This window comes from Candidatus Kosakonia sp. 282A-S69, from assembly GCF_029433855.1.
GTDB lineage: Bacteria > Pseudomonadota > Gammaproteobacteria > Enterobacterales > Enterobacteriaceae > Kosakonia > Kosakonia cowanii_A.
On record NZ_JAROAU010000001.1, the window covers coordinates 194,225 to 220,306 of the forward strand.

Sequence of the window (26,082 nt, forward strand, 5' to 3'; positions counted from 1 at the left end):
CCAGTTCAATAATCCACAATTAAAAAGGCCAGCGGGCTTTTGAATCGTTAAAATAGCCGGCTAGAATAGAATGAATCATTAATCTACATAAGAAAAATGTATGGAAAATTATCAGATCGATAATCTGGATCGCGGCATCCTGGAGTCCTTAATGACCAACGCCCGTACCGCCTACGCCGAGCTGGCGAAGCAGTTCGGTGTCAGCCCGGGTACCATTCACGTGCGGGTCGAGAAGATGAAGCAGGCGGGCATTATTACCGGCGCGCGTATCGACGTCAGCCCGAAGCAACTCGGTTACGATGTTTGCTGCTTTATCGGCATCATTTTGAAGAGCGCCAAAGATTACCCCTCGGCGCTGGCCAAACTGGAGAGCCTCGAAGAGGTGACGGAAGCCTACTACACCACCGGGCACTACAGCATCTTTATTAAAGTGATGTGCCGCTCGATCGACGCGCTGCAACAGGTACTTATCAACAAGATCCAGACCATTGATGAAATCCAGTCCACCGAGACATTGATCTCTTTGCAAAACCCCATCATGCGCACGATCCGCCCGTAACCGGGCGTTTTCATCCACGATCAATACCCGCATTGTCCACAGGTAGATCCCAGCTCATTCACAGCGTACAATACGCCCCACTTTGTCGTCGCAGGACGACTAAAACGGAGCGGGTTCATGGCAGACATTACTCTTATTAGCGGCAGCACCCTTGGCGGTGCGGAATACGTAGCAGAACATCTGGCTGAAAAGCTGGAGGAAGCAGGGTTCAACACCTTTACGTTCCATGGACCGTTATTAGAGGATTTGCCGCAGCAGGGGCTCTGGCTGGTGGTCACTTCCACCCACGGCGCGGGTGATATCCCGGACAACCTGCTGCCAATGTATGAAGAGCTTGATGAGCTGAACCCGGATCTGTCGCAGATTCGTTTTGGCGCGATCGGTATCGGCAGCCGTGAATATGACACCTTCTGCCAGGCGATCGACAAAATGGAAGCCGGGCTGAAGAAAAATGGTGCCAAACAGATCGGTGAAACACTGAAGATCAATATCCTCGATCACGATATTCCGGAGGATCCGGCCGAAGAGTGGCTGGGATCCTGGATTAAATTACTCGATATTGTGTAAAGATCGTGCGATCAGCAGTGGATAACTACGCTTAAAAGCGCTTATTAACCGGTAGTTATCCAATGAATAACTCTTCACTTCGCTGTGGCCTGTGTATAACTAGCCCTTTTGATCCCAGCTTATACGTTGCAGGATCACCGATCATTCACAGTTAATGATCCTTCCTAATAAACTGATCTTAAAGCGATGATCCGGCTTATCCACAAGACATCGCGATCCTAATAAGAGATCACAATAGAACAGATCTCTCTATATAAAGATCTTCTTTTTAATAGCCGGGATCCGGAGTCTTTCTCACTGGACTAAAGTTGAGTAGAATCCACGGCCCGGCCACACATTCACTTTCTAACCGCTCAGGCGAGGCATACCACCATGTTTTATCCGGATCCTTTTGACGTCATCATCATTGGCGGGGGTCATGCAGGTACTGAGGCCGCAATGGCCGCAGCACGTATGGGTCAGCAGACTCTGCTTTTGACACACAATATCGACACGCTGGGGCAGATGAGCTGCAACCCGGCGATCGGCGGTATTGGGAAAGGACACCTGGTTAAAGAAGTGGATGCACTGGGCGGGCTGATGGCGACAGCGATCGATCATGCCGGCATTCAGTTTAGGATACTAAACGCGAGCAAAGGTCCTGCCGTTCGGGCGACCCGTGCACAGGCGGATCGCGTGCTCTATCGTCAGGCTGTACGCACTGCGCTGGAAAACCAGCCGAACCTGATGATCTTCCAGCAGGCGGTTGAGGATCTGATCGTTGAAAACGATCACGTCGTCGGCGCCGTCACTCAGATGGGGCTGAAGTTCCGCGCAAAAGCGGTGGTACTGACCGTCGGCACCTTCCTGGATGGCAAGATCCATATCGGGCTGGATAATTACAGCGGTGGTCGCGCAGGCGATCCGCCGTCGATCCCGCTCTCCCGCCGTCTGCGTGAACTGCCGCTGCGCGTCAGCCGTCTGAAAACCGGTACACCGCCGCGTATCGATGCGCGCACCATTGATTTCAGCGTGCTGGCACAGCAGCACGGCGACGATCCGATGCCGGTCTTCTCGTTTATGGGCAATGCCGCTCAGCATCCGCGTCAGGTGCCGTGCTATATCACGCACACCAACGAAAAGACCCATGAAGTGATCCGCAACAACCTCGATCGCAGCCCGATGTATGCCGGCGTGATTGAAGGGATCGGCCCGCGCTACTGCCCGTCGATCGAAGATAAAGTCATGCGCTTTGCCGATCGCAACCAGCATCAGATCTTCCTTGAGCCGGAAGGGCTTACCTCCAACGAAATTTACCCGAATGGCATCTCTACCAGCCTGCCGTTCGACGTGCAGATGCAGATTGTCCGCTCGATGCAGGGGATGGAAAACGCGAAGATCGTTCGTCCTGGCTACGCCATTGAGTATGATTTCTTCGACCCGCGCGATCTGAAACCAACCCTTGAGAGCAAATACATCAACGGCCTCTTCTTCGCCGGCCAGATCAACGGCACTACCGGTTACGAGGAAGCTGCCGCGCAGGGTCTGCTGGCCGGTCTGAACGCCGGGCGCTACTCGGCGGATAAAGAGGGCTGGGCTCCGCGTCGCGACCAGGCTTACCTGGGCGTGCTGGTAGACGATCTTTGCACGCTGGGCACCAAAGAGCCCTACCGCATGTTTACCTCCCGCGCGGAGTATCGCCTGATGCTGCGTGAAGATAACGCCGATCTGCGCCTGACCGAAGCGGGCCGCGAACTGGGTCTGGTCGACAATGAGCGCTGGGCGCGTTTCAATCAGAAACTGGAGACCATTGAGCGCGAACGCCAGCGTCTGAAATCCCAGTGGGTGTCACCGGCTTCTGAACATGCGCCGATCGTTAACGCACAGCTGACTGCGCCGTTGTCGCGCGAAGCCAGCGGCGAAGATCTGCTGCGTCGCCCGGAGATGACCTACGATCAGCTGGTGCAGCTGACGCCGTTCGCGCCGGGCTTAGACGATAAGCAGGCTGCGGAACAGGTTGAAATCCAGGTGAAGTATGAAGGCTATATCGCCCGTCAGCAGGATGAGATCGAAAAGCAGCAGCGCAATGAGAACACTATCCTGCCGGCGACCCTCGATTACCGCCAGGTAAACGGCCTGTCGAACGAGGTGATCGCGAAGCTTAACGATCATAAACCCTCTTCCATCGGCCAGGCTTCGCGGATCTCGGGCATTACGCCAGCGGCGATCTCTATTCTGCTGGTGTGGCTGAAAAAGCAGGGGATGCTGCGCCGCAGCGCATAAACGTATCACTCAGCCCCGTACGACGGGGCTGATAACGCTAAAAAGGCGGGGAAGCCGTGCTACCCGCCAGGTCGTCTCTCAACAGGTATTCGTTGTGCTCAATAAACTCTCTCGTCTGCTGGCTGAAGCCGGCATTTCGCTGTCCGATCAGCAACAACAGCAGCTGGTGGCGTATGTTGAAATGCTGCACAAGTGGAACAAAGCCTACAACCTTACTTCGGTTCGCGACCCGAATGAGATGCTGGTGCGTCATATTCTCGACAGCATTGTCGTGGCGCCGCATCTGCAGGGAACGCGTTTTATCGATGTTGGCACGGGCCCCGGCCTGCCGGGTATTCCACTCTCTATCGTGTGCCCGGAATCTCACTTCACGCTGCTCGACAGCCTGGGTAAGCGTGTTCGCTTCCTGCGGCAGGTGCAGCATGAGCTGAAGCTTACCAATATTGAGCCGGTACAGAGCCGCGTAGAGGACTTCCCTGCCGAGCCGCCATTTGATGGTGTGATTAGCCGCGCGTTTGCCTCGCTGAATGACATGGTGAACTGGTGCCATCACCTTCCGGGTGACGCGGGTCGCTTCTATGCCCTGAAAGGGCAGTTGCCGGAAGATGAGATCGCGCGCTTGCCCGCGGGGTTAGCCGTGGAGTCGATTGTCGAATTAAACGTCCCGCATCTGGACGGCGAGCGCCATCTGGTTATCGTTAAAGCAAATAAAGTTTAATTTTTATCAAAAAATGTTGCGTTCGTGCTGTTGCGTGAATGTTAAAAAAGGCGACGAAAAAGAGTGATACTTCCGGTTACATTTAACTTAAATTTAACCAGGATTTATCTGACATTTAACGTCGCTTTTTTTCATTCAGTATCAGAATAATCAACAATGAAAATATCAGGGCGCTAAAAATCGGCACCTAAAACTACGGCGGCTTGTAAAATAATTATTAAAAATGTCAAACAAAGGTTTTTGTTGTAGAGGCGAGTGTTTTAAAAAGAGTTGTGATAAATCGTCTTTATTTTCATAAAGATGAAAAGCATTAAAATCTGCGGGCTTTTAAAACGATGGCTGCATATATGTTTAATTTGTGACCTGGTGCACGCTTTATCGCCGGGTTTTTCCTGTTATTTGCACTTTTGCTCGAAGCTTCATCGTTTCTACAAAAGTTTAAAAATAGACCTCGGGAAAAATATTTAAACATTTATTCACCTTTTCGCTACTTATTGTTTGAAATCACGAGGCCGCACCGTATAATTTGACCGCTTTTTGATGCTTGACTCCGGGCCGTAAAGAACGTTTTATACGACACGCGACATACCTCAAAGGGAGCAGGAGTTAAGAAAGATTATGTCTGTGTCGCTCTTTAGCCGAAACGTTGCTCGCAGGCTTCTGCTTATTCAGTTTCTGGCAGTAATGGCAAGTGGATTGCTGTTTAGCCTCAAAGACCCCTTCTGGGGCATTTCCGCCGTGAGCGGAGGTATGGCAGTCTTATTGCCGAATATGTTGTTTATGATTTTTGCCTGGCGTCATCAGGCGAATACACCTTCTAAAGGCCGTGTGGCCTGGACCTTCGCCTTCGGTGAGGCGCTCAAGGTGTTACTGACATTCGTGTTACTGGTGGTGGCGCTGGCAGTTTTGAAGGCGGTTTTTTTGCCGCTGATAGTCACGTGGGTTTCGGTGCTAGTGGTTCAGATACTGGCACCTGCTGTAATTAACAACAAAGGGTAAGAGGCATCATGTCTGCAGGAGAAAATTCAACACCGCAGGAGTACATCAGTCACCATCTGAATAACCTTCAGATTGACTTGCGTACCTTCTCGCTGGTGGATCCGCATAACCCCCCGGCCACGTTCTGGACGCTCAATATCGACTCCATGTTTTTCTCGGTGGTCCTGGGTCTGTTGTTCCTGGTGATGTTCCGTAGCGTAGCGAAGAAAGCGACCAGCGGCGTACCGGGGAAATTCCAGACGGCGATCGAGCTGGTGATTGGTTTTGTTAATGGTAGCGTCAAAGACATGTACCACGGCAAAAGCAAGCTTATCGCGCCACTGGCCCTGACGATTTTCGTCTGGGTATTCCTGATGAACCTGATGGATTTGCTGCCTATCGACCTGCTGCCGTATATCGGTGAGCATGTGTTCGGTCTGCCTGCGCTGCGTGTGGTGCCGTCTGCTGACGTTAACATCACGCTCTCTATGGCACTTGGCGTGTTTATCCTGATTCTGTTCTACAGCATCAAAATGAAGGGTATTGGCGGTTTCGCTAAAGAGCTGACTCTCCAGCCGTTCAACCATCCGGTATTTATTCCGGTAAACCTTATCCTTGAGGGCGTGAGCCTGCTGTCCAAACCGGTCTCTCTCGGTCTGCGACTGTTCGGTAACATGTACGCGGGTGAGTTGATTTTCATTCTGATCGCGGGTCTTCTGCCGTGGTGGTCACAGTGGGTTCTGAATGTGCCATGGGCCATTTTCCACATCCTGATCATTACGCTGCAAGCCTTTATCTTCATGGTTCTGACGATCGTCTATCTGTCGATGGCGTCTGAAGAGCACTGATTTTTAACAACACTACTACGTTTTAACTGAAACAAACTGGAGACTGTCATGGAAAACCTGAATATGGATCTGCTGTACTTGGCTGCCGCTGTGATGATGGGTCTGGCGGCGATCGGTGCTGCGATCGGTATCGGCATCCTCGGGGGTAAATTCCTGGAAGGCGCTGCGCGTCAGCCGGATCTGATTCCTCTGCTGCGTACTCAGTTCTTTATCGTTATGGGTCTGGTGGATGCAATCCCGATGATCGCTGTGGGTCTGGGTCTGTACGTGATGTTTGCTGTCGCGTAGTAAGGGTTGCTTTTCAAGCAATTGTTTAGAACGTTAACCAGATAAGAGGCATTGTGCTGTGAATCTAAACGCAACAATCCTCGGCCAGGCCATCGCGTTTGTCCTGTTCGTTCTGTTCTGCATGAAGTATGTATGGCCGCCGTTGATTGCTGCCATCGAAAAACGTCAGAAAGAGATTGCTGACGGTCTCGCTTCCGCAGAACGGGCCAAAAAGGACCTGGATCTTGCACAGGCCAATGCGACCGACCAGCTGAAAAAAGCGAAAGCTGAAGCTCAGGTTATCATTGAACAGGCGAACAAACGCCGTGCTCAGATCCTGGACGAAGCGAAAGCTGAAGCCGAGCAGGAACGTAACAAAATCGTGGCGCAGGCGCAGGCGGAAATTGACGCCGAACGTAAACGCGCTCGCGAAGAGCTGCGTAAACAAGTGGCTCTGCTGGCTGTTGCCGGCGCCGAGAAGATCATCGAGCGTTCCGTGGATGAAGCTGCTAACAGCGACATCGTGAATAAACTGGTCGCTGAACTGTAAGGAGGAGGGGCTGATGTCTGAATTTGTAACGGTAGCTCGCCCCTACGCCAAAGCAGCTTTTGACTTTGCCGTCGAAACCCAAAGCGTTGACCGCTGGCAGGATATGCTGGCGTTCGCCGCCGAGGTGACGAAAAACGAACAAATGGCCGAGCTGCTCTCCGGTGCGATTGCACCGGAAACGCTCGCCGACTCGTTTATCGCCGTATGTGGTGAGCAACTGGACGAAAAAGGCCAAAACCTGATTCGTGTGATGGCCGAAAACGGCCGTCTTAAAGTGCTCCCTGATGTTCTTGAGCAGTTCATTCAATTGCGCGCGGCCAGCGAGGCTATCGCCGAAGTCGAAGTGACTTCCGCCTCCGCACTGAGTGAAGAACAGCTTGCGAAAATCAGCACAGCGATGGAAAAACGTCTGTCACGTAAAGTGAAGCTGAATTGCAATATCGATAAGTCTGTAATGGCAGGCGTAATCATCCGTGCGGGTGATATGGTCATTGATGGCAGCGTACGCGGCCGTCTTGAGCGCCTTGCAGACGTCTTGCAGTCTTAAGGGGACTGGAGCATGCAACTGAATTCCACCGAAATCAGCGAACTGATCAAGCAGCGCATTGCTCAGTTCAGTGTTGTGAGTGAAGCTCACAACGAAGGTACTATTGTTTCTGTAAGCGACGGTGTTATCCGCATCCACGGCCTGGCCGACTGTATGCAGGGCGAGATGATTTCTCTGCCGGGTAACCGTTACGCTATCGCACTGAACCTGGAGCGCGACTCCGTAGGTGCAGTGGTGATGGGTCCGTACGCTGACCTCGCCGAAGGCATGAAGGTCAAATGTACTGGCCGTATTCTTGAAGTTCCGGTTGGCCGTGGCCTGCTGGGTCGTGTGGTAAACACCCTGGGTGCGCCAATCGACGGTAAAGGTCCGGTTGATAACGATGGCTTCTCGCCAATCGAAGTTATCGCGCCGGGCGTTATCGATCGTCAGTCCGTCGACCAGCCGGTGCAGACCGGTTATAAATCCGTCGACGCCATGATCCCAATCGGTCGTGGTCAGCGTGAGCTGATCATCGGCGACCGTCAGACCGGTAAAACGGCGATGGCTATCGACGCCATCATCAACCAGCGCGACTCCGGCATCAAATGTGTGTACGTGGCTATCGGCCAGAAAGCGTCCACCATTGCTAACGTGGTTCGTAAACTGGAAGAGCACGGCGCACTCTCCAACACCATCGTTGTTGTGGCGACCGCTTCTGAATCCGCTGCACTGCAATACCTGGCACCGTATGCCGGTTGCGCAATGGGCGAATACTTCCGTGACCGCGGTGAAGATGCGCTGATCGTATACGATGACCTGTCTAAACAGGCTGTTGCTTACCGTCAGGTTTCCCTGCTGCTCCGTCGTCCGCCAGGACGTGAAGCGTTCCCGGGCGACGTATTTTACCTCCACTCCCGTCTGCTGGAGCGCGCATCCCGCGTAAACGCGGAATACGTTGAGAACTTCACCAAAGGTGAAGTGAAAGGTAAAACCGGCTCCCTGACTGCTCTGCCGATTATCGAAACGCAGGCGGGTGACGTTTCCGCGTTCGTTCCGACCAACGTAATCTCCATTACTGATGGTCAGATCTTCCTGGAAACCAACCTGTTCAACTCCGGTATTCGTCCGGCGGTTAACCCGGGTATCTCCGTATCCCGTGTGGGTGGCGCAGCGCAGACCAAGATCATCAAGAAACTGTCCGGTGGTATCCGTACCGCGCTGGCACAGTATCGTGAGCTGGCGGCGTTCTCTCAGTTCGCATCCGATCTGGACGAAGCAACCCGTAAGCAGCTGAGCCACGGTCAGAAAGTGACCGAGCTGCTGAAGCAGAAACAGTATGCCCCTATGTCTGTTGCACAACAGGGCCTGGTGCTGTTCGCAGCTGAACGCGGTTACCTCGAAGATGTGGAACTGGCGAAAATCGGTAGCTTCGAAGCCGCTCTGCTGGCGTACGTTGACCGTGAACACGCTCCGCTGATGCAAGAGATCAACCAGTCCGGTGGCTATAACGACGAAATCGAAGGCAAGCTGAAAGGCATCCTCGATTCCTTCAAAGCAACCCAGTCCTGGTAACGTCTGGCGGCCTGTCTTAGGGCAGGCCGTAAGGCATTGAGGAGAAGCTCATGGCCGGCGCAAAAGAGATACGTAGTAAGATCGCAAGCGTCCAGAACACGCAAAAGATCACTAAAGCGATGGAGATGGTCGCCGCTTCCAAAATGCGTAAATCGCAGGATCGCATGGCGTCCAGCCGTCCTTATGCAGATACCATGCGCAAAGTGATTGGTCACCTTGCGAACGGTAATCTGGAATATAAGCACCCCTACCTGGAAGAGCGCGATGTAAAGCGCGTAGGCTACCTGGTAGTGTCGACCGACCGTGGTCTGTGCGGTGGCTTGAACATTAACCTGTTCAAAAAACTGCTGGCGGATATGAAAGCATGGTCCGATAAAGGCGTTCAGAGCGAACTCGCGATGATCGGCTCTAAAGGCGTCTCTTTCTTTAATTCCGTTGGTGGCAACGTGGTAGCTCAGGTGACCGGTATGGGTGATACCCCTTCCCTGTCAGAACTGATCGGCCCGGTGAAAGTCATGCTGCAGGCCTACGACGAAGGTCGTCTGGATAAGCTTTATATTGTTAGCAATAAATTTATCAACACCATGTCTCAGGTTCCGACCATCACTCAGCTGCTGCCGTTACCGGCCGCAGAAGATGAAGAGTTGAAGCATAAATCCTGGGATTACCTGTATGAACCCGATCCAAAAGCGCTGCTGGATACGCTCCTGCGCCGTTATGTTGAGTCTCAGGTTTATCAGGGTGTTGTTGAAAACCTGGCCAGCGAGCAGGCCGCACGTATGGTGGCGATGAAAGCCGCGACCGACAATGGCGGCAGCCTGATTAAAGAGCTGCAGTTGGTATACAACAAAGCTCGTCAGGCCAGCATTACTCAGGAACTCACCGAGATCGTCGGTGGTGCATCCGCGGTATAACCAGGTTAATTCGTAGAGGATTCATGATGGCTACTGGAAAAATTGTCCAGGTAATCGGCGCCGTGGTTGACGTCGAATTCCCTCAGGATGCCGTACCGCGCGTGTACGATGCTCTTGAGGTTCAGAATGGTAACGAGACGCTGGTGCTGGAAGTTCAGCAGCAGCTCGGCGGCGGTATCGTGCGTACCATCGCCATGGGTTCTTCCGACGGTCTGCGTCGTGGTCTGCAAGTAACAGACCTCCAGCACCCGATCGAAGTCCCGGTAGGTAAAGCAACACTGGGTCGTATCATGAACGTGCTCGGTCAGCCGATCGACATGAAAGGCGACATCGGTGAAGAAGAGCGTTGGGCTATCCACCGTTCTGCGCCGTCCTATGAAGAGCTCTCCAGCTCTCAGGAACTGCTGGAAACCGGCATCAAAGTAATCGACCTGATGTGTCCGTTCGCGAAGGGCGGTAAAGTCGGTCTGTTCGGTGGTGCGGGTGTAGGTAAAACCGTAAACATGATGGAGCTGATCCGTAACATCGCGATCGAGCACTCCGGTTACTCTGTGTTTGCGGGCGTGGGTGAGCGTACTCGTGAGGGTAACGACTTCTACCACGAAATGACCGACTCCAACGTTCTGGATAAAGTATCCCTGGTTTACGGCCAGATGAACGAGCCGCCGGGAAACCGTCTGCGCGTTGCACTGACCGGCCTGACCATGGCTGAGAAGTTCCGTGACGAAGGTCGTGACGTTCTGCTGTTCGTCGACAACATCTACCGTTATACCCTCGCCGGTACTGAAGTATCCGCACTGCTGGGCCGTATGCCTTCAGCGGTAGGTTACCAGCCGACGCTGGCGGAAGAGATGGGTGTTCTGCAGGAACGTATCACCTCTACCAAAACCGGTTCTATCACCTCCGTTCAGGCGGTATACGTACCGGCGGATGACTTGACTGACCCGTCTCCGGCAACCACCTTTGCGCACCTTGATGCAACCGTGGTACTGAGCCGTCAGATCGCTTCTCTGGGTATCTACCCGGCCGTTGACCCGCTGGATTCCACCAGCCGTCAGCTGGATCCGCTGGTGGTTGGCCAGGAGCACTACGACACCGCGCGTGGCGTACAGTCTCTGCTGCAGCGTTATCAGGAACTGAAAGACATCATCGCCATCCTCGGTATGGATGAGCTGTCTGAAGAAGACAAACTGGTGGTGGCTCGCGCTCGTAAGATCCAGCGCTTCCTCTCCCAGCCGTTCTTCGTTGCGGAAGTATTCACCGGTTCTCCGGGTAAATACGTCTCCCTGAAAGACACCATCCGTGGCTTTAAAGGCATCATGGAAGGCGAATACGATCACCTGCCGGAGCAGGCGTTCTACATGGTCGGTTCCATCGACGAAGCCGTGGAAAAAGCCAAAAAACTTTAACGCCTTAATCGGAGGGTGATATGGCAATGACTTACCACCTGGATGTCGTCAGCGCAGAGAAACAGATGTTCTCTGGTCTGGTCGAGAAAATCCAGGTAACGGGCAGTGAAGGTGAACTGGGTGTTTTCCCGGGTCACGCACCGCTGCTCACCGCCATTAAGCCTGGTATGATCCGCATCGTTAAACAGTTCGGTCATGAAGAGTTTATCTATCTGTCCGGCGGCATTCTCGAAGTGCAGCCTGGCAGCGTGACCGTTCTGGCTGATACGGCAATTCGTGGTCAGGATCTCGACGAAGCGCGAGCTCTGGAAGCGAAACGTAAAGCCGAAGAGCACATTAAGGGCTCTCACGGTGACGTGGATTACGCTCAGGCGTCTGCAGAGCTGGCGAAAGCTATCGCGAAACTGCGTGTTATCGAGTTGACGAAGAAAGCGATGTAACACCGGCTTGAACGTTAAAAAGCCAGTCTGGTCTCCAGGCTGGCTTTTTTTATGGCTGCGTTTCAGCAAAAGTGAAACTAAAAAGGTGTTTTAATATTTTGTGATAAATATCACAAAAATGTTGATCGCTTTAGCAGCGGGGCGTAGACTCCTTTTTTGTGATGTTTATCACATAACCAAATCCAAAAAAGGAAGCCATCATGAAACTGATCAACAAAATCATCGCTATGTTCAGCAACATGAACGTCTCTTTCGGCACGTTCAATCACTGATTGCTGTAATGCCGTGTGGCGCTGCGCTGGCTCCCCCTGGAGACGCGAGCGCCATCGGGCTATCACTTCAGCGCCGCTTCCACTGCTGCACTCTCCAGCTCCTTCCCTTCGCTGTTCACGCTTTTTCCCTGCCTGATAAAGTAGTTGGTGTTATCGATATTGCCGATCACCGCATCGTCATAGCGACCCGGCGCGCTGCGCACCGATTTGTTGCCGCGAAAGATGCCCTGCGTTGAGGCGTCGCCATACGGGCTGGGCCGGAAGATAAAATTGAAGCGCTGGTTGTCCGCCGCAATGTTGTTCTCCACCACCAGCTTGCCAGGATTGAAGTTATCGGTAAAGCCATCCAGCTGATTACCTACCGCTTTGCTGTTACGGATTTGATGCGCCACCGGCTGCCCTTCCCCGCCAAGCTTAAAGCCGTTACTGGTATTGTTGCGGGCAATTGAATTCTCGATCACCACTACGCCATTCGGGCCATCTTCAATCTTGTTAAACAGGTCAAAACCGTCATCGATATTGTCATGTGCGTAGCAGCGGATCAGCCGGTTCCCCTCCCCTACGCGCATTTTTACCGCGAAGCCGTCGGCATTAATCTTGCCCGCATCCTCATTACCCCAGGATTCGGAATCCACCACCCGGTTATCGCTGGCCCACAGCGCGCGGCCAATCTTCTCCGGGGAGGAGATCTGGATGCCGGTGTCGTCGTTACGCCAGGCGACCACTTTTTCAATCAGATTATGGCTCCCCTGTATGCGCAGGCTCTTCTCCGTCACCTCAATCCCTCTGATACGCCAGTAGCTGGCATCAAGCAGCAGACCATGGATCACCGCTTTACCCTCCGCTTCCAGCGTTTTGCGCTGTTTGAGCAGACCGCTCGCCGTCAATGGAATTTCGGTATAAGGGTAATCGCCAGCGTGCAGCACGATTTTGCCACCCGGCGGCAGCAAGCGGATTGCGGTGGCGATATCCAGCGGTGCGGCGGCGGTACCTGAACCCTCAGGTGTGCCCTGCGGCGCAACATGCAGTGTCAGCGCGACCGGGTCGATTTTCTCTACCTTAATCTGCTGAACCACGGGCTTACCTCCCGCTTTCGGTGTGAAGGTGAGCGCAAAGGTGGTGCTTTGCTTCAGCCGCGTTGGCAGGGTGTACATCTCGCCTGCTTTTACCGGTTTCTCATTACCGATCACCACTTCATTCTCCCGCACGCTAAAACGGCCATCGTAGTTGGCCCGCGCCTGGAGCAGGTATTTCTCACTGCCGCTTTGCGCAGGTGAGGCAACCTGTACGACCACCGGCTGCGCGGGCGGCTGCCAGGGCGCAGAGGCAACCGTATGGGCTTCTGAGGTGGTTAACGAGGCGTCGGTAACGGTGATTTTGGCGTTACGCGAAGCGAAGAAGCCGACGTAATAGTGCGCTCTGTCCTGAACGGCGATCAGATCGGCGCGTGGGATCTGCTGGCTGATCCATTGCTCGCTCCCGGCGGGTGCCCAGCTGCTGACGAAGCCGTTATCCGTGCGCTCAAGCTTAAGCCGGAACGTTGGGGTTTTGCGCAGATCCACCTCCTCCTGGTAGCTGGTTTTAACAATCGCCGCACCGGCATTGCCCCACGGCTGGGTGATGCCCTCCCGGCTGATGGCCTGTATTTTGACGCGGAAATTATCCTTTTTGTCCTGCGTCATAATGGCATTCATTACCATATTGGCGGCGGCAGGAAACTCTTCATACCCCTCCCGCAGCGGCTGCTGGCGTGCGGGGCCGATCACATCCCGCACCAGTAAACCCGCCCCCTCCTGGGCGGCAGGTTTGGCACCATTTTCCGGGCCAAACTGATCGACAGTCACGGTCGCTTGCAGCGCAAAGTTTTTGCCGACGGGCAGTTTTGTATAGAAGAAGGTCAGCCCATCGTGGGCGTTGCCGATTTTGCCGCCGCGGCTCTCGAGGGTAATGGGTTTTGACAGATCGGCGCTCTGCTCGTGAGTAAGCTTTTTACCCGCGATTGTCACATCATTGACGCCAATCTTTTCGGCAAGCACGTTTGATGAGAAATTGAGGTCAGTCGACTGGCCGAAAGTTATCGCTTTCCACTCTGTAGCCGATTCGGCAAAGGTTGGGGCGCAGAGAAGGGAGCTGCATATCGCAAGGGCCAGAGGTAATTTATAATTCATTTTATTCTCCTGATGGATAACTGCCGTTTATTATCATCAATATGAAACGGTGTTTCTTTTTTATGGCTCACACTCTTTGCTTAATAAAACACCGTTTTGTTTTGTGCGATCTTTATTCAGGATGAAAAATAACAGCTAACTCATTGTATAAATGAGCAGCAGTGAAAAATGGAGCGACTTTCTGGCAATAAACTGCTTTACTCTGCCGATAAAAAGCGCGTTATAGAGCGCCTGTCGTGGAATGTTGCGCGTTTCACCAGCACTCCATTTCATGCTACAAAATATGTAGTATTTTCAACACGAAAGAGGTTAACTTCTTTCCCAAATAATAGTCAGGACGAATATGTTGAACTCAAAAATGAGCGTGGTGATCCTTGCGGCGGGCAAAGGCACACGCATGTACTCCGATCTTCCCAAAGTGCTGCATACCCTTGCCGGTAAAGCGATGGTGCAGCATGTCATTGATGCAGCGACGAAATTGGGTGCGGATCATGTTCATCTGGTATACGGCCACGGTGGCGAACTGCTTAAAAAACGCCTCGTAGACGACAAACTTAACTGGGTGCTGCAAGCGGAACAGCTTGGCACCGGTCATGCCATGCAGCAGGCGGCACCTTTCTTTGCTGACGATGAAGATATTTTAATGCTCTACGGCGATGTGCCGCTGATCTCCGTTGAGACACTTGAGCGCCTGCGTGAAGCCAAACCGCAGGGCGGCATCGGTCTGCTTACCGTCAAACTTGACGATCCGACCGGCTACGGCCGCATTACGCGTGAAAACGGCGTGGTCACCGGTATCGTTGAGCAGAAGGATGCCACAGAAGCCCAGCGGCAGATTAATGAGGTCAACACCGGCATTCTGATCGCCAACGGCGCAGATCTGAAGCGCTGGCTCGCTAAGCTGACCAATAATAATGCGCAGGGTGAATACTACATCACTGACATTATCAGCCTGGCTTATCTCGAAGGGCGTGAGATTGCCGCTGTCCACCCGCAGCGTTTAAGCGAAGTGGAAGGGGTGAATAACCGCCTGCAACTCTCCCGTCTGGAGCGTGCTTACCAGGCGGAACAGGCAGAAAAACTGCTGCTGGCAGGCGTGATGCTGCGCGATCCGGCGCGTTTCGATCTACGCGGTACGCTCTCTCATGGCCGTGATGTTGAGATCGACACCAACGTGATTATCGAAGGCGACGTTACGCTGGGCGAGCGCGTGAAAATTGGCGCAGGCGTTATTTTGAAGAACTGCGTGATTGGCGATGATTGCGAGATCAGTCCCTACAGCGTGGTTGAAGATGCCCGTCTGGAAGCTGAATGCACCATCGGCCCGTTTGCCCGTTTACGTCCGGGCGCAGAGCTGCTGGCTGGCGCGCACGTCGGTAACTTCGTCGAGATGAAAAAAGCGCGCCTTGGCAAAGGTTCCAAAGCGGGTCATCTGACCTACCTCGGCGACGCAGAGATTGGCGATAACGTTAACGTCGGCGCAGGGGTGATTACCTGCAATTACGACGGCGCTAATAAATTCAAAACCATCATTGGCGATGATGTGTTTGTCGGCTCCGATACGCAGCTGGTGGCACCGGTCACAGTCGCCAAAGGGGCGACTATCGCCGCAGGCACCACCGTTACCCGCGATATTGCGGAAAACGAGCTGGTATTAAGCCGTGTACCGCAGGTGCATAAGCAGGGCTGGCAGCGCCCGGTGAAGAAGAAGTAAGCCAAAAAGACCGGATAGGCTTAACGCTGTCCGGTATAGATTCAGGGATGAGAGGAAGATAATCCTCCGCCCGCCAGGCAGTACCTATAACAATAACCCCACTCTCTACAAGGCTCGGGGCGTCCGCAAAGCGGACATGTACACGTAATCATTGGCGGCGCCGCAAAACGGTGGCCCGAAGGGTGACGTGTAAACAGGTTGACCGACAACAAAAGGCATAATGCCAAAATCGGAATTAAAAACTATGTGTGGAATTGTAGGCGCAGTCGCGCAGCGTGATGTTGCAGAAATTCTTCTCGAAGGCTTACGTCGCCTCGAATACCGTGGCTATGACTCTGCCGGTCTGGCAGTTGTCGACAACGAAGGTCATATGACCCGTCTGCGTCGCCTCGGTAAAGTGCAGATGCTCTCGCAGGCGGCGGAAGATCATCCGTTGCATGGCGGTACCGGTATCGCGCACACCCGTTGGGCGACCCATGGCGAACCGTCGGAAGGAAACGCGCATCCGCACGTTTCTGAACATATCGTTGTCGTGCATAACGGCATCATCGAAAACCATGAACCGCTGCGTGAAGCGCTGAAAGCGCGCGGGTATCAGTTTGTCTCCGAAACCGACACCGAAGTGATTGCTCACCTGGTGCACTGGGAGCTGGAACAGGGCGGTACGCTGCGTGAAGCGGTACTGCGCGCCATCCCGCAGTTACGCGGTGCCTATGGCACGGTGATTATGGATACCCGTCATCCTGAGACCCTGCTGGCCGCGCGCTCCGGTAGCCCGCTGGTTATCGGTCTCGGCATGGGTGAAAACTTTATCGCTTCTGACCAGCTGGCGCTGCTGCCGGTTACCCGTCGTTTTATCTTCCTGGAAGAGGGTGATGTTGCGGAAGTGACCCGTCGTAGCGTGACGGTGTTTGATAAATCTGGCACCGAAACCAAACGTCCGGATATCGAATCCAATCTGCAGTACGACGCGGGCGATAAAGGTATCTATCGCCACTACATGCAGAAAGAGATCTACGAACAGCCGAACGCCATCAAAAATACCCTGACTGGCCGCATCAGCCATGGCGAAGTTGATCTCAGCGAACTGGGACCGAACGCGAACGAACTGCTGTCGAAAGTCGAACATATCCAGATTGTTGCCTGCGGTACCTCTTACAACTCCGGTATGGTGTCACGTTACTGGTTTGAAGCGCTGGCCGGCGTGCCGTGCGATGTGGAGATTGCCTCAGAGTTCCGCTACCGCAAATCCGCCGTGCGTCGTAACAGCCTGATGATTACCCTTTCACAATCCGGTGAAACGGCAGATACGCTGGCGGCGCTGCGTCTGTCGAAAGAGCTGGGTTACCTGGGGTCGCTGGCGATCTGTAACGTGCCGGGCTCTTCGCTGGTGCGTGAATCGGATCTGGCAATGATGACCAAAGCCGGTACCGAAATCGGTGTTGCTTCAACCAAAGCCTTCACCACGCAGTTAACGGTGCTGCTGATGCTGGTGGCAAAACTGAGCCGCCTGAAAGGCCAGGATGCGGCGATTGAGCACGATATTGTGCACGGCCTGCAGGCGCTGCCGAACCGTATCGAGCAGATGCTGTCGCAGGATAAACGCATTGAAGCGCTGGCAGAGGACTTCTCTGACAAGCACCACGCGCTGTTCCTCGGTCGCGGCGATCAGTACCCGATCGCGCTGGAAGGCGCGCTGAAGCTGAAAGAGATCTCCTATATTCACGCCGAAGCCTACGCCGCAGGCGAGCTGAAACATGGCCCGCTGGCGCTGATTGATGCGGATATGCCGGTTATCGTGGTTGCACCCAACAATGAACTGCTGGAAAAACTGAAATCTAACATCGAAGAAGTGCGCGCTCGCGGCGGCGTGCTGTATGTCTTCGCCGATCAGGATGCCGGTTTCACCAGCAACGACAACATGCACATCATCGATATGCCGCACGTTGAAGAGACGATTGCACCGATCTTTTACACCGTGCCGCTGCAGTTGCTGGCCTATCACGTCGCGCTAATTAAAGGCACCGACGTTGACCAGCCTCGCAACCTGGCAAAATCGGTAACGGTGGAATAATCCTAAACTAACGTCATCTGCCCGCCGGGAGGGTGACGTTAACCTTAGTGTAAATAAGTCCGGATATGCTTCTGAAAAAAGCATACCGGATTTTTTTATGTCTCAAATTCGCATCACGGTTAACCTGGCTGCCGCACCTGACCTGCTTTTCTGGAAAATGTCCGGCAGTGAATCGCTCTCTGCACCTTTTGAGTATGCGCTCACGCTGCTGGGAGAAGAGGCGCGAATCGACAGAAGTCAGCTCCTCGGGCAGCCCATCACCGTTGACATTCCTGCGCAGGGCGGCGCGGCAAGGCGTTATATCAATGGCAGAGTGACCAGCGTCGGTGTCTCCTCCGTCGAGCTATCCGGCGAGCGTTACGCCGCCTATCAGCTCAGCGTGGAGTCCGATCTCTGGCCAATGCGGCTGGCGCGCAATATGCGCATCTTTCAGGCGCAAACCATTCCGCAAATTGTGCAGACCATGCTGTCCGAGCAGGGCGTCAAAATAGACGATCAGCTGACGCAAAGTTACCGGGTCTGGGAGTATTGTGTGCAGTACCAGGAGAGCAGCCTGGACTTCATCTGCCGCCTGATGGAGCTGGAGGGGATCAGCTGGTATTTCCGCCACCAGCCGGACAGCCACACGCTGGTGCTGGCGGATGCCGGTACCGTTTTCCCCTCTGTAGCGGGTTATGAGGTGATCCCCTATATTCAAACCTCCGCCGGCGGCGTGGCCGATTTTGAAGGCATTAGCCAATGGTCGTTGCAGGATCGCGTCACGCCGGGGCTTTTTAGCACTGAAGATTATGATTTTCGTAAGCCCAACGCCTGGCTATTTCAGGCGCGGCAGAATCCCGTTTCGCCCTCTCCCGGACAAATCGATGTCTATGAGTGGCCCGGCCGCTTTGTCGAGCAAAATGATGGGGAATATTATGCCCGTATCAAGCAGGAGCGCTGGCGGGTCGAACATCAACAGATCTCCGCCACTGCCACGGCAAGCGGTATTGCCGCCGGACACACCTTCCAGTTAACCCATGCGCCGTTTCCACAGGATAACGGGCGTTATCTGGTAACAAAAACCGTGCTGCATATTGAGGAGAACCGCTATGCCAGCGGCGATGAAGGCGCCAGCTCGCGGCTGATAAGCTTCAGTGTTATTCCTGCATCACTGGTCTGGCGCCCGGAGCAGCGGACCGCCTGGCCCCGTACCTATGGCCCGCAGACTGCCCGCGTTGTCGGCCCTGCCGGGGAGACGATATGGACCGATAAATATGGCCGTATCAAGGTGAAGTTCCACTGGGATCGCCTGGGTAAGAGTGATGAAACCAGCTCCTGCTGGGTGCGTGTCTCCAGCGCGTGGGCGGGACAGGGATTTGGCGGCGTACAGATCCCGCGCGTCGGCGATGAAGTGGTGATTGATTTTATCAATGGCGATCCCGACCGCCCCATCGTCACCGGGCGTGTCTACAACGATGCGAATATGCCGCCATGGTCTTTACCCGCCGCCGCCACGGTGATGGGATTTATGACGCGCTCGAAAACCGGAAGTTGTGACAACGCCAGCTATCTGCTGTTTGAGGATAAGCTCGGTGTTGAGCGGGTCGATATGCATGCCGAAAAGGATATGAATATCTCCGTTGAGAACCATCAGGTGATTACCGTTGGCGGTAACAGAAGCCTGACGGTGTCGGGTGAGCTTGCCGATGAGGTGACGAAAAAAGCGGACTTTACATACCATGCCACCCGCACCACGCTGGTGGAGCAGAAGGACACGCGCACGGTGAATAACGGCGAAGAGCTGACGGTCACCAATGGCCGCGTAAAGCGCGTCACCAGCGGCGGGGAGAAAGTGACGATCAAAGGGGGGCGCGTTGAGGAGATTGAAGGAGCGGCTTCACAACATGTCACTGCCTTAGTGAGCTATACCTTTGATAACGGCGTTACCTCGACCATTACCGGCGATCGTGAAGAGCAGATTTCTCAACACCTGACGCAGACCATCCAGGGAAATTACGCGGCCACTATCAACGGCAGGTGGGATCAGACCGTCGCCAAAGGGGCGAAAATCTACTCGCCGAAAACGATCACCATTGAGAGCGCAGAGAAGGTGCATATAAAGACGCCGCATGCGTTTGAATATAAAGACCATAAAGAGACGGCGTCGCTTTTCTCTTTTGATTTCACAGCACTCAAGGTAGTCACCGAAGGCTCTTCATTTACCCTCTCAGCGATAAGCAAGGTGGGCTTAACGAGCCTGAAATTCGATAAATCTGCATTTGATTTAGCCTCTCACGAAGGGCGCGTCGCATTTGGTAAAGCGATGATGCAGTATGGCCAGGTGATGGCATCGGTTCACGGCTTAACGATGTTTATGTAAAGGATTGAGTATGAAGATTGCGATCGCTTTTTCTGTCCTCTTTATCGTAGGGATGATCGCCTACATCGTTTACCTGTTTAATCGCGATCACCGCATCCAGACCCAGGGGCGCGAATTGCAGGCCACCATCGAAGAGGTGAGCTATATCAGCTCCAATGATAACGGGACACAAAATATTCGTTACCGGCTGGCGATTCACGATGGGAGCGTGACGCGCCAGGTCGAGGGGAAAGAGACCATTGCGGCGTTCAACGCGCCGAAAATGCAGAAAGGGCAGAAGGTCGATATTAAATACCTGGATGACCAGCATATCCTGTTTATTTTTGATAAGCAGGAGTCGCCAGCCAGCCAGGAGTAACAGAGGCTTCCGGGCGGCAACCTCTTTAACGCTTATTTCACTTTTCGGCTCAGCTCATCAAGCTGCCTTTCAAGGGTGCTGATACTGCGCTGCATACTGTCGACTTTACGGCTGAGATCGTCATTACTTCTTTTCAGCTCATCCCTTTCGCGACCCATCTTTTCAAGGTCATGTTCCAAATCTTTAATTTTTCCCTGCTGATTAGGGTAATCGCGCTGGATCTCGGAGAGGGTTCTTGCGCTGAGATCAGATGCCGGTGAGATATACGCTTTTCCTTTGGCAGACGAGCCCTGTTCGTAGGTCATAAGGGTATCGCCCGCATAGTGGCTGGACATCAGATATACGGGTTCTTCTGCCGCCTGGCTGAAGGTAGCGGGTAACAACGTTAGCAATCCTGTCGCGAAAATAACCGTTCTGTTCATACTCATCCTTAGTGTCCACTCTGTGGTGTTAACAACGCGTACTCAACACCGCTATATATATATGAAAGCCAGGGTTTGTCTCCTACCTCTTTTCAGTAGCGTTGAAAGGTAAAAAATCGGCGTGGGATGATTGCGAAGTGCGGGGGAAAGCGCGTGGCAGGCGAGGCTTTTTGGCGTAAATTTTATTCGGCCAGGGCGAGCAGCCTCGCCTTTTCAGCTACATTTGGATTGTCATAAAAATAAAACATCAGCCAATTGTTAAAGCGTGGTCTGACCCTAACCCTATGATTTTCATATTTTATAAATATTCGTGCTGTGAAAAGCAGCTGCTGTCATCAAACAGTAACAATCGTTGCATATAACTGTCATCAAAGTGTCCTATTTTGCTCCGAGTAGCAACTCAAACAACGATTTACGATTCCTGCAGGAGACATTATGAACGTTATGCGTACCACTGTCGCAACTGTTGTCGCCGCGACCTTTTCTCTGAGTGCTTTTGCTGTAAATGCCGCAGCTAGCCTGACTGGTGCGGGCGCGACTTTCCCTGCGCCGGTGTATGCCAAGTGGGCTGATACCTACCAAAAAGAGACGGGCAATAAGGTCAACTATCAGGGCATCGGCTCCTCCGGTGGCGTGAAGCAGATCACCGCGAAAACCGTTGATTTCGGCGCATCTGATGCACCGCTGTCTGACGAAAAACTGTCGCAGGAAGGCCTGTTCCAGTTCCCGACCGTGATCGGCGGCATCGTACTGGCTATCAACGTACCGGGCGTGAAATCTGGCGAGCTGGTTCTCGACGGCAAAACGCTGGGTGATATCTACCTCGGCAAAATCAAAAAATGGGACGACGCGGCCATCGCCAAACTCAACCCGGGCCTGAAACTGCCTTCACAGAACATCGCCGTGGTTCGCCGCGCTGACGGTTCCGGTACCTCGTTCGTCTTCACCAGCTACCTGGCGAAAGTGAACGAAGAGTGGAAATCCAAAGTGGGTTCCGGCTCTACCGTTAACTGGCCGACCGGCCTGGGCGGTAAAGGTAACGACGGCATCGCCGCCTTCGTTCAGCGTCTGCCGGGCTCTATCGGTTATGTTGAGTACGCTTACGCTAAGCAGAACAACCTGACCTACACCAAACTGATCTCTGCCGATGGCAAAGCCGTGAGCCCGACCGAAGAGAGCTTCTCTAACGCGGCGAAAGATATCGACTGGAGCAAATCCTTTGCACAGGACCTGACCAACCAGAAAGGCGCGGACGTGTGGCCAATCACCTCCACCACCTTTATCCTGGTGCACAAAGAGCAGGCGAAACCTGAGCAGGGCGCTGAAGTGCTGAAGTTCTTTGACTGGGCTTATAAAAACGGCGGCAAACAGGCTAACGATCTCGATTACGCAACCCTGCCGGGCAGCGTTGTTGAACAAGTTCGCGCCGCATGGAAAACCAACGTGAAAGACAGCAGCGGTAAAGCCGTTTACTAATCGCTGAATTTTGAAGAACATGGCGGATGGCGCTTACACCATCCGCCTTACAGATCCTCTGTAGGCCCGGTAAGCGCAAGCGCCTGCGGGCAACTTCGTAAGACGTCAAACTGAAGAGTAATTTATGGCTGCAACCAAGCCGGCATTTAACCCACCGGGTAAAAAAGGCGACATGATCTTCAGCGCACTGGTAAGACTGGCTGCGCTGATTGTGCTATTGCTGCTGAGCGGCATCATCGTTTCGCTGATTTTCTCCTCCTGGCCCAGCATCCAGAAATTTGGTTTCTCCTTCCTGTGGACCAAAGAGTGGGATGCGCCGAATGAAATTTACGGCGCGCTGGTGCCCATTTACGGCACCATCGTGACTTCTGTTATTGCTCTGCTGATCGCCGTGCCGGTGAGCTTCGGTATCGCGCTGTTCCTGACGGAGCTTTCGCCCGGCTGGCTGAAGCGTCCGCTGGGTATCGCCATTGAACTGCTGGCGGCGATCCCGAGTATCGTCTACGGCATGTGGGGGCTGTTTATCTTTGCCCCGCTGTTCGCGACCTATTTTCAGGAGCCGGTCGGCAATGTGCTCTCCAACATTCCGTTTGTCGGTGCCCTCTTCTCCGGCCCGGCGTTCGGTATTGGTATCCTTGCCGCCGGAGTGATCCTCGCGATTATGATCATTCCCTACATTGCGGCGGTCATGCGCGATGTGTTCGAACAGACCCCGGTGATGATGAAAGAGTCGGCTTACGGCATCGGCTGCACCACCTGGGAGGTGATCTGGCGCATCGTGCTGCCGTTTACCAAAAACGGGGTGATAGGTGGCGTCATGCTCGGCCTCGGGCGCGCGCTGGGTGAAACGATGGCGGTGACCTTTATCATCGGCAACACCTACCAGCTCGACAGCGCCTCGCTCTATATGCCGGGCAACAGCATCACCTCCGCGCTGGCGAATGAGTTTGCCGAAGCGGAATCGGGCCTGCATGTCGCGGCGCTGATGGAGCTGGGGCTGATTCTGTTTGTCATCACCTTTATCGTGCTGGCGATCTCGAAATTTATGATCCTGCGCCTGGCGAAAAACGAGGGGGCACGCTGATGGCTACGCTTGAAATGCAGCACACCGCGCAGCTGGCTGAATCGCGTCGCAAAATGCAGGCGCGCCGTCGGTTGAAAAACCGTATCGCCCTGACGCTCTCCATGGCGACCATGGTGTTTGGCCTCTTCTGGCTGGTGTGGATCCTCTTCTCTACCGTGACGCGCGGTATCGACGGCATGTCGCTGGCGCTGTTTACCGAGTCAACTCCGCCGCCAAACACCGCGGGCGGCGGTCTGGCAAACGCCCTGGCGGGGAGTGGCCTGCTGATCCTGTGGGCGACGGTAATCGGTACGCCGCTGGGCATTATGGCGGGGATCTACCTGGCGGAGTATGGCCGTAAATCCTGGCTCGCCGAGATTATCCGTTTTATTAACGACATTTTGCTCTCCGCGCCCTCTATCGTGGTCGGCCTGTTCGTCTACACCATCGTAGTGGCGCAGATGCAGCACTTCTCCGGCTGGGCGGGCGTCATTGCGCTGGCGCTGCTGCAGGTGCCGATTGTGATTCGTACCACGGAAAACATGCTGAAACTGGTGCCGGACAGCCTGCGCGAAGCGGCTTACGCGCTGGGCACGCCGAAATGGAAGATGATCTCTGCGATTACGCTGAAAGCCTCTGTCTCCGGGATCATGACCGGCGTACTGCTGGCGGTGGCGCGTATCGCCGGTGAAACGGCGCCGCTGCTCTTTACGGCGCTCTCCAACCAGTTCTGGAGCACCGACATGATGCAGCCTATCGCTAACCTGCCGGTGACGATTTTCAAATTCGCCATGAGCCCGTTTGCCGAATGGCAGCAGCTGGCCTGGGCCGGGGTGCTGATTATTACGCTCTGCGTACTGCTGTTGAACATTCTGGCGCGCGTCATCTTCGCCAAAAATCGACACGGTTAATTTTTGCGACGCGGCGAAGGCGGCGTCGAGTTGAGGAAAGAGATAAATGAGTATGGTTGATACTACGCCGGGCAAGATTCAGGTTCGTGATTTGAACTTCTATTACGGCAAATTCCATGCACTGAAAAACATCAGCCTGGATATTGCCAAAAATCAGGTGACGGCGTTTATCGGGCCGTCTGGCTGCGGAAAATCCACGCTGCTGCGCACCTTTAACAAAATGTATGAGCTCTATCCTGAGCAGCGTGCCGAAGGCGAAATTCTGCTGGATGGCGACAACATCCTCACCAATACCCAGGATATCGCGCTGTTGCGCGCGAAAGTGGGCATGGTGTTCCAGAAACCGACGCCCTTCCCGATGTCGATTTATGACAATATCGCCTTTGGCGTGCGCCTGTTTGAAAAGCTTTCGCGCCCGGATATGGACGAGCGCGTACAGTGGGCCCTGAGCAAGGCCGCATTGTGGAATGAAACCAAGGATAAATTGCACCAGAGCGGCTACTCTCTCTCCGGTGGCCAGCAGCAGCGTCTCTGTATCGCGCGCGGTATTGCTATTCGCCCGGAAGTGCTGCTGCTGGATGAGCCTTGCTCGGCGCTGGACCCGATCTCCACTGGCCGTATCGAAGAGCTGATCACCGAGCTTAAGCAGGATTACACCGTGGTTATCGTGACGCACAACATGCAGCAGGCGGCTCGCTGTTCCGATCACACTGCGTTTATGTATCTCGGTGAGTTGATTGAGTTCAGCAATACAGACGATCTGTTCACCAAGCCTGCGAAGAAGCAAACGGAAGATTATATTACCGGGCGCTATGGCTGATTGCCGAACCACAGAGGTGGCTGCCACCTCGTTACCACGTGAAATTTGTCGGGCATTTGGAGTGCACCATGGACAATCTGAACCTTAACAAACATATTTCCGGGCAGTTCAACGCTGAACTGGAAAGTATTCGCACTCAGGTCATGACTATGGGTGGAATGGTGGAGCAGCAGCTCTCGGATGCGATTACCGCGATGCACAACCAGGACAGCGAGCTGGCGAAGCGCGTTGTGGAGGGGGATAAGCAGGTCAATATGATGGAAGTGGCCATCGATGAAGCCTGCGTGCGCATTATCGCCAAGCGTCAGCCGACGGCGAGCGATTTACGCCTGGTCATGGCGATCATCAAAACCATCGCCGAGCTGGAACGTATTGGCGACGTGGCGGATAAAATCTGCCGTACGGCGCTGGAGAAGTTCTCCCAGCAGCATCAGCCGCTGCTCGTCAGCCTTGAGTCGTTAGGCCGCCATACCGTGCAGATGCTGCATGACGTGCTCGACGCCTTTGCGCGGATGGATATCGACGAAGCGGTGCGAGTCTATCGCGAAGATAAGAAGGTGGATCAGGAGTATGAAGGCATCGTGCGTCAGCTGATGACCTACATGATGGAAGACTCCCGCACCATTCCGAGCGTGTTGACCGCCCTCTTTTGCGCCCGCTCTATCGAGCGTATCGGCGACCGCTGTCAGAATATCTGCGAGTACATCTTCTACTTCGTTAAAGGCCAGGATTTCCGCCACGTTGGCGGCGACGAACTGGACAAGCTGCTCGCCGGAAAGGATCCGAAAGAGTAAGCGCAATAAAAACCCCCTCATGATGAGGGGGTTTTGCT

General features: G+C 54.0%; 24 protein-coding genes. 22 read left to right on the forward strand and 2 right to left on the reverse strand.

Annotated elements, in window-relative coordinates; all coding sequences use genetic code 11:
- Nucleotides 1-100 precede the first annotated feature (100 nt).
- The 13 genes from asnC (at nt 101) to PU683_RS00935 (ending at nt 11,613) form a co-directional block, all read left to right on the forward strand.
- Nucleotides 101-559 carry a transcriptional regulator AsnC gene (gene asnC / locus PU683_RS00875; protein ID WP_277169680.1) on the forward strand — a complete coding sequence of 153 codons (459 nt, stop codon included), beginning with the start codon at nt 101-103 and terminating at the stop codon, nt 557-559.
- A gap of 117 nt (nt 560-676) precedes the next feature.
- Complete coding sequence (gene mioC, locus PU683_RS00880) at nt 677-1,126, forward strand: FMN-binding protein MioC (protein ID WP_277169681.1); 450 nt, start codon at nt 677-679, stop codon at nt 1,124-1,126.
- Between the two features lie 372 nt (nt 1,127-1,498).
- Complete coding sequence (mnmG, locus tag PU683_RS00885) at nt 1,499-3,388, forward strand: tRNA uridine-5-carboxymethylaminomethyl(34) synthesis enzyme MnmG (RefSeq protein WP_277169682.1); 1,890 nt, start codon at nt 1,499-1,501, stop codon at nt 3,386-3,388.
- A gap of 94 nt (nt 3,389-3,482) precedes the next feature.
- On the forward strand, nt 3,483-4,106 hold the full coding sequence (gene rsmG, locus PU683_RS00890) for a 16S rRNA (guanine(527)-N(7))-methyltransferase RsmG (protein WP_277169683.1): 624 nt from the start codon (nt 3,483-3,485) through the stop codon (nt 4,104-4,106).
- Nucleotides 4,107-4,724: 618 nt separating this feature from the next.
- Nucleotides 4,725-5,105: a F0F1 ATP synthase subunit I gene (gene atpI / locus PU683_RS00895; protein ID WP_124971064.1), complete on the forward strand. Its 381-nt coding sequence runs from the start codon at nt 4,725-4,727 to the stop codon at nt 5,103-5,105.
- A gap of 8 nt (nt 5,106-5,113) precedes the next feature.
- Nucleotides 5,114-5,932, forward strand: a complete 819-nt coding sequence (gene atpB / locus PU683_RS00900) for a F0F1 ATP synthase subunit A (RefSeq protein WP_277169684.1) — start codon at nt 5,114-5,116, stop codon at nt 5,930-5,932.
- Between the two features lie 48 nt (nt 5,933-5,980).
- Nucleotides 5,981-6,220: a F0F1 ATP synthase subunit C gene (gene atpE / locus PU683_RS00905; protein WP_007369368.1), complete on the forward strand. Its 240-nt coding sequence runs from the start codon at nt 5,981-5,983 to the stop codon at nt 6,218-6,220.
- A 58-nt stretch (nt 6,221-6,278) separates the two neighbouring features.
- A complete protein-coding gene (gene atpF / locus PU683_RS00910) occupies nt 6,279-6,749 on the forward strand; it encodes a F0F1 ATP synthase subunit B (RefSeq protein WP_042714832.1) in 471 nt (156 codons plus the stop codon).
- 13 nt (nt 6,750-6,762) lie between these two features.
- Nucleotides 6,763-7,296, forward strand: coding sequence for a F0F1 ATP synthase subunit delta (gene atpH, locus PU683_RS00915; protein WP_042714834.1), 534 nt, complete (start codon nt 6,763-6,765; stop codon nt 7,294-7,296).
- Between the two features lie 12 nt (nt 7,297-7,308).
- Nucleotides 7,309-8,850 carry a F0F1 ATP synthase subunit alpha gene (gene atpA, locus PU683_RS00920; RefSeq protein ID WP_042714836.1) on the forward strand — a complete coding sequence of 514 codons (1,542 nt, stop codon included), beginning with the start codon at nt 7,309-7,311 and terminating at the stop codon, nt 8,848-8,850.
- Between the two features lie 50 nt (nt 8,851-8,900).
- Nucleotides 8,901-9,764, forward strand: a complete 864-nt coding sequence (gene atpG, locus PU683_RS00925) for a F0F1 ATP synthase subunit gamma (protein WP_277169685.1) — start codon at nt 8,901-8,903, stop codon at nt 9,762-9,764.
- Nucleotides 9,765-9,790: 26 nt separating this feature from the next.
- Nucleotides 9,791-11,173 (forward strand): F0F1 ATP synthase subunit beta, encoded by a 1,383-nt coding sequence (atpD, locus tag PU683_RS00930; RefSeq protein WP_124971070.1) that lies wholly within the window; start codon nt 9,791-9,793, stop codon nt 11,171-11,173.
- Between the two features lie 20 nt (nt 11,174-11,193).
- A complete protein-coding gene (locus PU683_RS00935) occupies nt 11,194-11,613 on the forward strand; it encodes a F0F1 ATP synthase subunit epsilon (protein ID WP_277169687.1) in 420 nt (139 codons plus the stop codon).
- A 334-nt stretch (nt 11,614-11,947) separates the two neighbouring features.
- On the opposite strand, the gene PU683_RS00940 is transcribed toward PU683_RS00935, so the two are convergent.
- Nucleotides 11,948-14,053 (reverse strand): right-handed parallel beta-helix repeat-containing protein, encoded by a 2,106-nt coding sequence (locus tag PU683_RS00940; protein WP_277169688.1) that lies wholly within the window; start codon nt 14,051-14,053, stop codon nt 11,948-11,950.
- A 343-nt stretch (nt 14,054-14,396) separates the two neighbouring features.
- Between PU683_RS00940 and glmU the strand changes: the two genes are divergently transcribed.
- From glmU to PU683_RS00960, 4 genes are all read left to right on the forward strand, one after another.
- A complete protein-coding gene (gene glmU / locus PU683_RS00945) occupies nt 14,397-15,767 on the forward strand; it encodes a bifunctional UDP-N-acetylglucosamine diphosphorylase/glucosamine-1-phosphate N-acetyltransferase GlmU (RefSeq protein ID WP_277169689.1) in 1,371 nt (456 codons plus the stop codon).
- 244 nt (nt 15,768-16,011) lie between these two features.
- The gene (glmS, locus tag PU683_RS00950; protein WP_277169690.1) at nt 16,012-17,841 is read left to right on the forward strand and encodes a glutamine--fructose-6-phosphate transaminase (isomerizing); all 1,830 of its coding nucleotides are present in this window, start codon (nt 16,012-16,014) and stop codon (nt 17,839-17,841) included.
- A 97-nt stretch (nt 17,842-17,938) separates the two neighbouring features.
- Nucleotides 17,939-20,200, forward strand: coding sequence for a type VI secretion system Vgr family protein (locus PU683_RS00955; RefSeq protein WP_277169691.1), 2,262 nt, complete (start codon nt 17,939-17,941; stop codon nt 20,198-20,200).
- A gap of 10 nt (nt 20,201-20,210) precedes the next feature.
- On the forward strand, nt 20,211-20,558 hold the full coding sequence (locus PU683_RS00960) for a DUF3592 domain-containing protein (RefSeq protein ID WP_277169692.1): 348 nt from the start codon (nt 20,211-20,213) through the stop codon (nt 20,556-20,558).
- Between the two features lie 32 nt (nt 20,559-20,590).
- On the opposite strand, the gene PU683_RS00965 is transcribed toward PU683_RS00960, so the two are convergent.
- Nucleotides 20,591-20,980 carry a hypothetical protein gene (locus tag PU683_RS00965; RefSeq protein ID WP_277169693.1) on the reverse strand — a complete coding sequence of 130 codons (390 nt, stop codon included), beginning with the start codon at nt 20,978-20,980 and terminating at the stop codon, nt 20,591-20,593.
- Nucleotides 20,981-21,415: 435 nt separating this feature from the next.
- Between PU683_RS00965 and pstS the strand changes: the two genes are divergently transcribed.
- The 5 genes from pstS to phoU all read left to right on the forward strand — a co-directional run bounded on the left by pstS (nt 21,416) and on the right by phoU (nt 26,044).
- Nucleotides 21,416-22,456, forward strand: coding sequence for a phosphate ABC transporter substrate-binding protein PstS (pstS, locus tag PU683_RS00970; RefSeq protein ID WP_277169694.1), 1,041 nt, complete (start codon nt 21,416-21,418; stop codon nt 22,454-22,456).
- A gap of 124 nt (nt 22,457-22,580) precedes the next feature.
- Nucleotides 22,581-23,540: a phosphate ABC transporter permease PstC gene (gene pstC / locus PU683_RS00975; protein ID WP_076769285.1), complete on the forward strand. Its 960-nt coding sequence runs from the start codon at nt 22,581-22,583 to the stop codon at nt 23,538-23,540.
- Nucleotides 23,540-24,430: a phosphate ABC transporter permease PstA gene (gene pstA, locus PU683_RS00980; RefSeq protein ID WP_277169695.1), complete on the forward strand. Its 891-nt coding sequence runs from the start codon at nt 23,540-23,542 to the stop codon at nt 24,428-24,430. Before pstC ends, pstA begins: the two co-directional genes overlap by 1 nt.
- 46 nt (nt 24,431-24,476) lie before the next feature.
- Nucleotides 24,477-25,250, forward strand: a complete 774-nt coding sequence (gene pstB, locus PU683_RS00985; RefSeq protein WP_277169696.1) for a phosphate ABC transporter ATP-binding protein PstB — start codon at nt 24,477-24,479, stop codon at nt 25,248-25,250.
- 68 nt (nt 25,251-25,318) lie between these two features.
- The gene (phoU, locus tag PU683_RS00990; protein WP_042714854.1) at nt 25,319-26,044 is read left to right on the forward strand and encodes a phosphate signaling complex protein PhoU; all 726 of its coding nucleotides are present in this window, start codon (nt 25,319-25,321) and stop codon (nt 26,042-26,044) included.
- Nucleotides 26,045-26,082 lie beyond the last annotated feature (38 nt).